Annotated in this window: 11 protein-coding genes; 8 read left to right on the forward strand and 3 right to left on the reverse strand. The window is 58.6% G+C overall.

The window, feature by feature from the left end; translation table 11 throughout:
- Positions 1–52 precede the first annotated feature (52 nt).
- Both OYW20_RS12365 and OYW20_RS12370 read left to right on the forward strand, forming a co-directional pair.
- Positions 53–769 carry an AzlC family ABC transporter permease gene (locus OYW20_RS12365; RefSeq protein ID WP_268800959.1) on the forward strand — a complete coding sequence of 239 codons (717 nt, stop codon included), beginning with the start codon at positions 53–55 and terminating at the stop codon, positions 767–769.
- The gene (locus OYW20_RS12370) at positions 759–1067 is read left to right on the forward strand and encodes an AzlD family protein (RefSeq protein WP_268800960.1); all 309 of its coding nucleotides are present in this window, start codon (positions 759–761) and stop codon (positions 1065–1067) included. The genes OYW20_RS12365 and OYW20_RS12370 overlap by 11 nt, the downstream gene beginning before the upstream one ends.
- Before the next feature lie 22 nt (positions 1068–1089).
- On the opposite strand, the gene OYW20_RS12375 is transcribed toward OYW20_RS12370, so the two are convergent.
- The gene (locus OYW20_RS12375; RefSeq protein WP_268800961.1) at positions 1090–1449 is read right to left on the reverse strand and encodes a hypothetical protein; all 360 of its coding nucleotides are present in this window, start codon (positions 1447–1449) and stop codon (positions 1090–1092) included.
- A 267-nt stretch (positions 1450–1716) separates the two neighbouring features.
- Here OYW20_RS12375 and OYW20_RS12380 point away from each other — a divergent pair, with 267 nt between their 5' ends.
- The 3 genes from OYW20_RS12380 (at position 1717) to OYW20_RS12390 (ending at position 5614) form a co-directional block, all read left to right on the forward strand.
- Positions 1717–4083, forward strand: coding sequence for a response regulator (locus OYW20_RS12380; RefSeq protein WP_268800962.1), 2367 nt, complete (start codon positions 1717–1719; stop codon positions 4081–4083).
- Between the two features lie 189 nt (positions 4084–4272).
- Complete coding sequence (locus OYW20_RS12385) at positions 4273–4890, forward strand: hypothetical protein (protein ID WP_268800963.1); 618 nt, start codon at positions 4273–4275, stop codon at positions 4888–4890.
- Positions 4883–5614, forward strand: a complete 732-nt coding sequence (locus OYW20_RS12390) for a hypothetical protein (protein ID WP_268800964.1) — start codon at positions 4883–4885, stop codon at positions 5612–5614. Before OYW20_RS12385 ends, OYW20_RS12390 begins: the two co-directional genes overlap by 8 nt.
- Before the next feature lie 95 nt (positions 5615–5709).
- On the opposite strand, the gene OYW20_RS12395 is transcribed toward OYW20_RS12390, so the two are convergent.
- The gene (locus tag OYW20_RS12395) at positions 5710–6864 is read right to left on the reverse strand and encodes a cysteine desulfurase family protein (RefSeq protein WP_268800965.1); all 1155 of its coding nucleotides are present in this window, start codon (positions 6862–6864) and stop codon (positions 5710–5712) included.
- A 213-nt stretch (positions 6865–7077) separates the two neighbouring features.
- On the opposite strand from OYW20_RS12395, the gene OYW20_RS12400 reads away from it, so the two are divergent.
- Positions 7078–7539: an Lrp/AsnC family transcriptional regulator gene (locus tag OYW20_RS12400; protein ID WP_268801111.1), complete on the forward strand. Its 462-nt coding sequence runs from the start codon at positions 7078–7080 to the stop codon at positions 7537–7539.
- A gap of 14 nt (positions 7540–7553) precedes the next feature.
- On the opposite strand, the gene OYW20_RS12405 is transcribed toward OYW20_RS12400, so the two are convergent.
- A complete protein-coding gene (locus tag OYW20_RS12405) occupies positions 7554–7943 on the reverse strand; it encodes a tautomerase family protein (protein WP_268800966.1) in 390 nt (129 codons plus the stop codon).
- Between the two features lie 131 nt (positions 7944–8074).
- On the opposite strand from OYW20_RS12405, the gene OYW20_RS12410 reads away from it, so the two are divergent.
- Together OYW20_RS12410 and OYW20_RS12415 are read left to right on the forward strand one after the other, a co-directional pair.
- The gene (locus OYW20_RS12410) at positions 8075–9028 is read left to right on the forward strand and encodes a LysR family transcriptional regulator (protein ID WP_268800967.1); all 954 of its coding nucleotides are present in this window, start codon (positions 8075–8077) and stop codon (positions 9026–9028) included.
- A gap of 346 nt (positions 9029–9374) precedes the next feature.
- The gene (locus tag OYW20_RS12415; protein WP_268800968.1) at positions 9375–11075 is read left to right on the forward strand and encodes a ShlB/FhaC/HecB family hemolysin secretion/activation protein; all 1701 of its coding nucleotides are present in this window, start codon (positions 9375–9377) and stop codon (positions 11073–11075) included.
- The last annotated feature ends 13 nt before the right edge of the window (positions 11076–11088 follow it).

The raw sequence follows: 11088 nt of genomic DNA on the forward strand, positions 1-11088 counted from the left end.
ATCGTACAAGTTGATCGTTCAAGGCAATGGCTCAACATGACGGAGACTCACCGTGTCATCTGCTGAAAATTTCCCCTACCAGCTTAGCCTCAACGAGGTATGGGCAGGCTTCAAAAGCCTGCTGCCCATCTCTTTTTTTGTCATTGTTTTTGGCGTGGCGTTCGGTCTTGCCGCCGTTCAGGCAGGGCTTGAAGAAACCTCGATTGTCGCCATGAGCACCTTGGTGTTTGCAGGCGCCTCGCAGTTTGCCGTGCTCAAGTTGTGGGGCGATCAGGTGCCGCTTATTCCGCTGATCGTTACCGTCTTCGCGATCAACGCGCGGCATTTGCTCATGGGGGCGAGCCTGTATCCATGGCTGCGCGAGCTGCCTCGGGCCAAACGCTATGGCGTAATGCTCGTGGTCTCGGACGCCAACTGGGCAATGTCGATGCAGGCGTTCGGTCGTGGCGAGTCGGGACTGGGTTTGCTCTTCGGCGGCGGTATCGCGCTTTGGGCAGCCTGGTCGCTGGGCAGCTGGATGGGCATTTATTTCGGAAGCGCGATCCACGATCCCGTCAGTTGGGGGCTGGACATGGTGATGGGATGTTTTCTGCTCGCGATGGTGATTGGCGGACAGAAAAGCCTGCGCATGGTGGTCATCTGGACAGTCGCGGCTTGCTCATCACTGCTGGCCTACCGGTATCTGCCGGAAAACAGCCACGTGGTCGTGGGTGCGCTGGCCGGCGGGATTCTGGGGGCTATATGGCTGGAGAAGAAGCATGAACATTGAGTCGGGCGGTTACGGTACTTTGATCATCGTGCTGATAATGGCAGTGGTGACGCTGGCGACGCGATGGGGCGGGGTCTTCGTGATGTCGTTTGTGCCGATCAGCTATCGGGTCCAGATGTTCATCAGCGCGATGTCGGGATCAGTGCTTGTGGCAGTGCTCGCCCCCTTGGCTGTCACCGGTGACAACGGCGCACGGCTGGCATTGCTGACCACGGCGGGAGTGATGTTGCTGACCAAAAAGCCGCTTGCGGCCATTACTGCGGGGATTGTCGCCGCTGCTTTGTTTCGGCAGCTTTGAATTGAGTCCGGACGTTGGGCTGTTACTGATCGGTCACGGCTCGACCTCGACCATCAGCGAACTGATCGCCAGGATAACCGCGTGCCTTGAGGGCATGGATCTCGCCACAGCTGTCGTCCAATTGCGCAGGCGTGTAGGCCAGATCGAACCAGCAAACGCCGTCCACAATCGGACGCTCACACGGCGAGGCGCCAAACGCCCATGCCAGATCGCCAAACTCAGGCTCGAAGAACACCACGGTTTCAGAACTGAACGTATTAAGAGTGAGCGTGAAAGGCGATTGTGCTTTGGGGCAAAGTTCATAGCGTAATTGTTCAAGCCAGTTCAACGACTGGTAAACGCTTTCGCCGTATCCCAAGGATTTGCTGTGCCAGTTGCGCATATCGGTTCACGGAGGTTGGTGGGTACTAATGTCGGACGAAATGGTTGAGCATTCGTTCAGTGATTAATGACCAGCGCCTGACAAACGCGATCACCGCAACCGCGCATCGATATTGGCAGCGAGCAGCGATACCAGTTGGTATCGTGTCGTGCATTTTTTTGAGTCGCGCGGGTCGGGTGCGATGTCTGTAAAAGACGCTGGCTTGGGATGAGCCGAATTGAGCTCTTCAGACTTTCGAGTAACACCCAGGATGAGTATTGAGCCCATATGCGGTTGAACCCATTGAATTTGCTTCTGGTTGAAGACAGCCCCCGCGATGTCGAGCTGATACTCATGGCGCTGGAAAAATTTGGCCTGCAGATCGACCCTGTGGTTGTTTACGATCACCACGGTGCGCGGGCGGCGCTGGAGCGTAGCCGATTTGATGTGATTGTCTGCGATTTCATCTTGCCCTCATCTTCCGGCATTCATGTGCTCGACGTCGCCAAAGAGATCGCGCCCGACACGCCCTTTATCTTCCTGTCCGGGATGTTTGGCCAACAGAAAGCCGTCGAAACCATGCGCCTGGGCGCCGTCGATTACGTCCTCAAGCAAAACCTCAACCTGCTGCCCAAGGCGGTCAAGCGTGCCGTTATCGAAGTCTTCGAGCGTCAACGGCGGCGGGACGCCGAAACCGCGCTGGAAGAAATCAAGGCTCGGGCACAGCTGGCTATTGAAGCCGCAGACATGGGTGTCTGGGAGCTGGACCTGAAAACCAATGCGGTGATTTGGGATGAACGGTGTAAGGCGCTCTATGAACTGCCGCCCAATGCCATGCTGGACGCGGATCAGGTTATCGGACTCTGCCACCCCGATGACACGGCGATACTGGCCGCCAAAGTTGACGAAGCCCTCGGCCAGGAATCCGATTTCCACGTTGAATACCGAATACTGCTGCCGGGTGATCGGATCCGCTGGCTGCTGTCCAATGGTCGCTCGATCTTCAAGGACGGCCAATGCGTGAGGTTTTCTGGCGTGATCCAGGACATCAGCGAACGCCGAAAAGCCACGCAAGCGTTGGTGCAGCTCAATGAAACCCTGGGGGAGCGCGTCGAGCAGCGCACACGCGAGCGAGACCGCACCTGGGAACTGTCCCGCGAGTTGCTGGCGGTATTGCGCTTCGACATGACGCCCGTTGCGTTCAATCCGGCGTGGGAGTCGGCCTTGGGCTGGTCGCGTGAGCACATCAGCGGCTTGCGATTGTGGGAGTTGATTCACCCGCTAGACCTTGACGCCACGATCAGGGAAACCCAGAGCATCTCCAGCGGCAACGTCTCCACCCGGTTCGTCAACCGGATGCGTCATTCGAACGGGGATTTCCGTTGGCTGTCCTGGACCATCGTCCCGGAGGACGGCCTGATGTACGCCGCTGTGCGGGACATTACAGATGAACGTACGATCGTCGACGAGTTGGCGGCCACCAACCTTCGCTTGCGCGAGCAGATCGAGCAGCGGGAAAAGGTTGAGGCCGAGCTTCAGCAAATGCAGCGCCTTGAAGTGGTGGGACAATTGACGGCAGGCGTGGCACATGATTTCAATAATCTTCTCACCGTCATCCTGACCAGTGCCTCGCTGGCAATGAAGGCCATCGACCGTGGCGTGACGGACAGAGTCAAGCCCCGTCTTCAGCACATCAAGGACGCCGGCGAGCGGGGCGCCAAACTGACTGCCCAACTGCTCTCCTTTTCCCGCCGTCAGCGGCTGGCCCCGACCGCCATCAATCTGAACGCGACTGTCGAAGGCATGAGGAATCTTCTGGTCAAGGCGATGGGCGCAAGCGTCTGGTTTGAAACCTCTCTGGCGCAAGACTTGTGGACGGCTTCTGCCGACCCGACGCAAACCGAAATGATCATCCTCAACCTGGCGATCAATGCCCGCGACGCCATGGTCGCGGGGGGCTCTCTTCATCTGCGCACCTATAACGAAGTGGTTGAGTGGCCTGCTCAGCGTCCCGGGCACCCGGAACCGGGCAACTATGTGGTGATCTCCGTGCGCGATACCGGCAGCGGGATGAGTCCCGAGACGCTGGCGAAGGCGTTCGAACCGTTCTTCACCACCAAGGAGGTCGGCAAGGGCTCGGGGCTTGGACTGGCGCAGGTATTCGGCTTCGCCAAACAGTCGGGAGGCGGCGTGCGCATCGAGACGGCGGTGGAACAAGGCACTACGGTGTTTGTGTACCTGCCGAGCATGGGTTGTGTTCCGCTCGCCGCAGTTCGCCCCGCGCCACCCGAAATCGAGCCGCACAACGGCACCCGCGCGACGATCATGCTGGTCGATGACGATGAGGCGGTGCGCAGCGTGACGGCGATGATGCTGGAGTCCATGGGTTACAACGTGGTTCAGGTGGCAGATGGCGCACGCGCCATCACTCAGGTGGATGGTCGCATTGATCTGGTGTTGTCCGATTACGCCATGCCCGGCATGAACGGTGCTGAACTGGCAGCACTGGTTGCAGCCGCTCACCCCACATTGCCGGTGATCTTCATCACAGGCTACGCAGATACCGATGTGCTCGGGCTGGCGGGCGCGTCCGTCATCCAGAAACCGTTTTCCGAGCATGATCTCCAGGCAAAGATTTCGGCGGCGCTGGCCTAGTTCCCCGACTTGATGATGGGCGACTCTAGCGTCGTCCACAGCGTTGGATCTCCTTTTTGTAGCCCCCCGAGGCTACTCGCTTGGATGTAGCCTTTGGAGGTTACATTTTAAAATGTAGCCTCTTTAGGCTACTTTTTTTCGCACATGGCCTATAGTGATGAAACCGCTCCGATGATTCAGGATGTGTCCATGACCATTAAAGCAGTGCTGACCGGCGATTTGATTCATTCACGCTCGGTCGGCGACACCCAGGCCTACCTCGCAGCCTTGAAACAGGTCCTCGCGGATCTCCAGCACATCTACGGCTTCACCGCCGATATCTATCGCGGTGACGGGTTTCAGGTGGTGCTTGATGAAGCCACTCACGCGCTCAAGTGCGCACTGGCTATACGCGCAGGTCTGATTTCAGCAAGCCCCGATAAAGAGCGCTGGGATGCGCGCGTGGCCGTTGGCATTGGCAGCGCGGAATCTGACTTTACGTACGGCGAGGCGTTCATCCTCTCAGGTCAAGGCCTGGACAGCATGAAAAAAGCCACGCTGGCGGTGTTTAGCAACGACGAAAGGTTTAACGAACGCACCGAACTCACCACAGACTTTGTCGCTGCCATCGTCGAGAAGTGGACCGTGGTGGAGGCGCGAACCTATTGCATGCATCTGGTCGATGATGACAGTCAGGAAACAATCGCCCAGGTCTTGGGCAAATCCCGAATTACGGTCAACAAGACCTTGAGACGGGCTCAAGCACGATTGCTGGATCGTTACCTCCAGCGCGTAGGTCAATGGATTAAGGAGCTTGCCGATGCGTGACGTTCAGGTGTTGCTGCTGGTGCTGATCCTCGCGCATATGGGCCTGGATTATCTGTCGTCTGCCTGGCGCGCAAAAGCACGCTCTCCCCGTGGACGTTGGCTGGACCTGACGACGGTCGTCGCTTACGTGTGCGTGTTCGGCGCCATCTTGGTGTTGTTCGGGCACGGCGCGCTTTTCGGCGTGTTGGCGGGGGTGGCAGTCGGTGTCTGCTGGGTGCTGGCGCGCTGGCTGATCGGCCAACTCAGCTGGAAGTTCGCCTTCGTGCTGCGTTACGCGGTGAATATTGCGGTGGTCTGCGTCGTCTGGATGATTGCCGAGGGCAATTGGCTCTCGGTCGGGGCGTCGGCCAAAGCATTGATCAATCCACACAATCTGGTAGTGGTGTTGGGTTACGTGATCGTGCTGCGGCCGTCATCATTATTGATCGGCGCAATCCTTAATCCGTGGCTGGCGTCGGTTGACACGCAGGGGACGTTGAAGAGCGCTGGCGCACTGATCGGCTATCTCGAAAGGGCGTTGATTCTGACGTTCGTTTTGCTGGCACAGTGGCAGGCCATCGGCTTTCTCCTCACTGCGAAAAGCATTCTGCGATTCAACGACATCAAGGGGGTCGAGCAACGCGCCCTGAGCGAGTACGTGCTGCTGGGCACGCTGCTCAGTTTCAGCACCAGCATCGCAATTGGCTTGGCAGTGACGAAATTGTTGAGTGTGTTAGCCGGCTAAGCAGCGTCGGTTAATCTTGATGCGGTCCCAAAGTAGCCCCTGAAGGCTACTTTCTGAGTAGTAGCCTGCCAAGGCTACTACGCGTTCAAATCAGCTCACCAGAAGGTCGGTTGAGCCGCCAGGCACTCACTCAGCGCCTCAATGGCTTTCTCGACGTCTTCGCGCTGGGTGTATCGGCCCAGGCTCAGGCGTACGCCGGTTGCGGCTTTTTCAGGGCTCAGTCCCATCGCCAGCAACACATGCGAAGCACCGCCCGCCGCAGAGTTGCAGGCTGATGTCGAGGACACCGCCAGCGCGTGAGACAAGCTCATGATATTAAAGCCCGGGCTCTGGACGCAGACGTTGAGCGTGTGAGGAATGCGCTGTTGCGGGCAGCCATTGAGCATCACGCCGGGCAACTTCAGAAGCCCTTCCAGCAACTGCGCAGACAGCGCGCCGATGCGCCGGGTTTCTTCATGCATCTCGGCGCTGGACAAGGCAAAAGCCGCGCCCATACCGACGATTTGGTGCGTGGCCAACGTACCGGACCTGAACCCTTGCTCGTGACCGCCACCGTGCATCTGCGCCTGGAGCAGCGCGTGCGCGCGCTCGCCGACGTAGAGCGCGCCAATGCCTTTCGGGCCATAGGTTTTGTGTGCGGAGAATGACATCAGGTCAACGTCGAGACTGCTGAGGTCAATGGCGACTTTGCCGGTGCCTTGTGCGGCGTCAACGTGGAAGATTGCACCCTGTGCACGAACCAGTCGGCCGATGCTGGCGATGTCGGTCAACGTGCCCAGCTCGTTATTGACCAGCATCAGAGACACCAGCAGCGTGTCGTCACGCAATGCCTGGCGCACTGCATCAGGCTGGATCAACCCCTGGCTGTCAGGCTCAAGCCAGGTCACGGGATGACCGGCTAGTTCCAGTTGCCGAACGGTGTCGATCACCGCCTTGTGTTCAATACGACTGCTGATCAGATGGCGCCGACCGCTTATGTCGCCCAGTGCGATGCCTTTGATGGCCAGATTGTTGGATTCCGTTGCGCCCGAGGTCCACACCAGTGCCTGTGCTTGAGCGCCGACCAGTTCAGCCACCTGACGGCGGGCGAGTTCGACGGCCTGACGGGCCTGATTACCGTAAGCGTGAGAGTTGGAAGCGGGGTTGCCAAACGTGCCTTCTTGACCCAGACACGTAACCATCTGCTGGATGACACGGTCGTCGACAGGCGTGGTGGCTGCGTAATCGAAATAACGAGGAAAAGTGGACATGGTCGGCCTGCGCTGTCTGAAGATGTAAAAATGGTACTAGCGTCAAACCGAAAAAAAATTGATAAGTGCTCGGGTTAATACAGATTAATGCGAATATATTTCCTCATTCGCGGTCTGGGCCGGATTTTTATTTCATGCTCCGCTCATTCGGGATTATCGTTGTACCCAATTGGCATAAAGACAGGCGATGTCTGCCGCATGAGAGGTGATGACGTGGACAAGTTCGACCAGGCAATCCTGAGCATTCTTCAAACCGATTGCACACGGCCGATTGCCGAAATCGCCGACGCAATCGGTCTCGGCAGCACGGCTTGCTGGCGGCGGGTTCAGAAACTGGAGGAGCAAGGCATCATCCGCCAGCGCGTGGCGCTGCTCGATCCCTTGCAATTGAAGGTGTCGGTGACGGTGTTCGCGGCCATCCGCACCAATCAGCACAACGCCGATTGGCTTGACCGCTTCCATGCACTGATGGCCACGCTCCCTGAAGTGGTGGAGTGCTATCGCATGGCGGGGGACACCGATTACATGCTGCGCATGGTGGTGCCGGACATCGCAGGTTATGACGCCGTTTATAAGCGCTTGATTCGGCTGCCCGGCATCACCGACATCAGCTCCAGCTTTGCCATGGAGCAGATCAAATCGACCACCGAGCTGCCACTCGGGTACCTCAGTTAAAGCAGACCCTGCCGTTAAAGCTCGCCGGTCAGAAACTGCGCGCGACCATGACCGAAGCTCCAGTCTGCATCGCTGTTGACGACGATAGACACCATCAGGTCCGTGGGCTCTATACCGCAGTGCTCCTTCAACGATTGCGCCAGTAGCTGGTAAAACCGCGTTTTGGAAGCTTCGGTGCGCGGTCGGCTGGTGATGCTGATCACCACCACGTCTTGAGTGCGCGGGATGCCGAGCCCGGTGTCTTCGACGATCAACCGGCTGGGGCGATGCTCGTTGACGATCTGATAGCGGTCGCCTTCGGGGACTTCAAATGCCTCGACAACCGCACGGTGGACGGTGTCCAGCAACGTCTTGATCTGGTCGTCAGAACGGCCTTCAACGATATCGATTCTAATCAGCGGCATTGGGTGTTTACCTTATGAGTTAAAGTCTGGGGCCTGGTTGGGCAGGGCGTGACGCCTAAGATAGGGCTTTGCGTTGTTCATGGCGAGATGCAAAGATTGAACTCATTGTTTTCATTGGCGAACAATCGCGCATGCAAAAAGATCAAATCGAGGGGCTTTGGACTCACGTGCACTGGCTGTCGGTGCTGGAAGATCAGGGCACCTACACCGCCGCAGCCCTGCGGCTGGGCGTCAGCAAATCAGCTGTCAGTCAGCGCATTGCCGAGCTGGAAAAAGCAACGGGCTTGCGTCTGGTTCAGCGCACCACCCGCAGCGTCAAGCTGACCGAAGCCGGGCAATTGCTGGTCGATGAAGTGCGCAGCGCCTACGCGCACATTGCCCGCAGCTTTTCTCAAGTAAGGGATTCGGCTGGGGGAATCCGTGGCTTATTACGTCTGACTGCACCCGTGGCGTTCGCCCGACAGCAGTTGGTACCGCAGCTGGCCGGATTTCTCGACGCGCACCCCGAGGTGCGGGTACAACTCGACGTTTCGGACCAGCTCAGCTCTATCACCGCCGACGGCTACGACCTCGCGATCCGCCACAGCCAGCAAGTGCCGGACACGCATGTCGCGTGGAAACTGTGTGAGACACGCTCGGTGCTGGTTGCCACCCGGTCCTACCTTGATCGGGTCGGAACGCCCAAATCCCCGCATGAACTCTCGGACCATAACTGCCTGTTCTACCCCAGAGGCGTCGACGCACCCGCTTGGACGTTTGAGCGTTCGATGTCGCGAAAAGCCATCCCGGAACGCATCACCGTCCCGATCAAGGGCTCCTTCGCCACCAACAACAGTGAAGCGCTACGCGATGCGGCGCTGACTCACCTGGGCATCGCGCTACTGCCGGACTTCAGCGCCCAGGCCGGGCTGGCCAATGGTCAACTGGTTCAGGTACTGCCCAAATGGCAGCTTCATGGTGCGTTCGCGGACGAAATCAACTTGATCCGCCCATATTCCCCGCAGGTGCCCAAGGCGGTCAGCGCGTTGGTGGAATACCTGCGCGAGCGCTTCAGCGGCGGATTTGGGTACACCACCAAGCCTTGAAGCCCACCCCTTGAACCCTGGATCGAAAAACGCCCACTGCATGCCGGCGATGCGATGGGCGTTTTTTTATGCTCTGCAAATGCTCAATCCTGCGCCAGTTGCTCCATCAACCAGGCCTTGAATCGCTCGACTTTGGCGCTTCGTTTTCGCGCCGTGCGATAACCCAGAAATTGCATCTCAAGACGCAGGCAAGTCTCTAGGAGGGGTCTTGGGTTTTAGTTTATGAGGTGAACACGGCTGTAGGAAAAACTACAGTCGGTGCAAGGCATTTAATTGACGTCAATGGATTGAACTGAGTAACATCGGTCCGTCAACTGATATCACTGTGCTACTGCAAGGACGCTCTGTGTACTTTTCCCTCTCCAGAGGCGCGCTGTGCGTGCTGCTCGCCGCCGCATCATTGCCTGCCTTCGCAGCGCCCACGCCCGGTGAACAGGACTTGATCCGTGATCGCCAGGACCGTTTACTCGAAGACCAGCGCCGTAGGCTCGAAGAGCTCAAGGAACTGCCTGGTAAACAGTCAACGCCCTCTGTCGAGCCAGCGCCTGTCGACATCCGCTGCTTCACCATCAACACCATCACGCTCAAGGGCGCCGATGCGCTTTCAGCCAGTGATCGCGACACCTTGCTCAAGCCTTATCTCCGTCAATGCATGGGCGTGCCTCAGCTCAATGGGCTGCTGAAGGTCATCACCGACTGCTATCTGGAGAAAGGCCTGGTCACCAGCCGTGCCTACCTGCCGCAGCAGGATCTGTCCAAAGGGCACCTTGACGTGCTGGTCATCGAGGGCAAGCTCGAAAACATCAAGGGCGATGCTGGCAGCGGTCTGTCCCCGCGTGAGCTGGCCATGGCGTTTCCGGGGGGCGAAGGGCAGTTGCTTAACCTTCGCGAGATCGAGCAGATGGTTGACCAGTTGAACCGACTGCCGTCCAACCAGGCACAGATGGAGCTGACTCCAGGCCAGGCCGTCGGCGGCAGCGATGTGCTCGTCAAAAACACCCCGCAAAAGCTGTGGCGTGCGAGCCTGTCGCGCAACAACGACGGCCAGCGCAGTACCGGCGAGCAGCAGTGGAACACGGGGCTGGAATGGGACAGCCCGCTGGGGTTGTCCGATCAAGTGATGCTGCGCAGCGGCCATGACGCCATGACCGATCATCAGCATGCATCGCGCAACGCCTTGTTCAACTACAGCCTGCCCTTGGGCTGGTGGACCTTCAGTTACACCTACAACCAGAGCGACTACCGTTCCGTGGCGCAGGCCAACGGGTTCGACTTCAAACAGACCGGTGACAGTGCAAACCACCAGATGCGCGCCGAACGGGTCATTTACCGTGATGCCCTGAGCAAAACGTCCCTGAGCGTGGGGTTTGCCCATCTGCGCACCAACAACTACATCGAAGACAGCCGCCTGGCCCTGAGCAGCAACCGCATCAGTGAAGTGCAATACGGCTTCAACCACGGTCGGCGCGTCGGTTCGGCGTTCGTCAACCTTGACCTCGGCATGCAGCAGGGTGTCAGCGCATTGGGTGCCCAGGACAACGGCCAACCCGGCCCGGGCGAAGCGGATGTGCGCTATCGCAAATACACCGGCACCCTCAGTTACCTGCAGCCGTTCAAGGTGTGGGGCGAAAGCCTGACCTTTACCAGCCTTGCCACGGACCAGCGCAGTGAAGACGTGTTATTCAGCGCGCAGCGCACCAGCCTGGGAGGCTCCTCGTCGGTTCGCGGCATGAAGGATCAGTTTTTGTCCGGGGACAGCGGCGGTTACTGGCGCAATGACCTGCGCCTGACGCGTCCCCTGACGCTGGAATGGTTGCGTCCGGCCTTCGCCGAATACGGCACCAGCTTCGGCTACGACCAAGGCGTGATCCGCAACGACCGCTACAACGGTGCCGAGCACGGTCGTGTCTCCAGCAACGCCATTGAATTGTTCGCTCGCGGCCAGCACGTCACCGCCAGCGTCACCTATGCCCACTTATTAGAGCGTCCAGCCGGACTGATCGAGCGCGAGTCGCCGATCTACTTTCGTCTGGATTTCTTCCTCTAACGCTTCGAGATTT

Source organism: Pseudomonas sp. BSw22131 (assembly GCF_026810445.1).
In the GTDB taxonomy this organism is placed as follows: domain Bacteria; phylum Pseudomonadota; class Gammaproteobacteria; order Pseudomonadales; family Pseudomonadaceae; genus Aquipseudomonas; species Aquipseudomonas huanghezhanensis.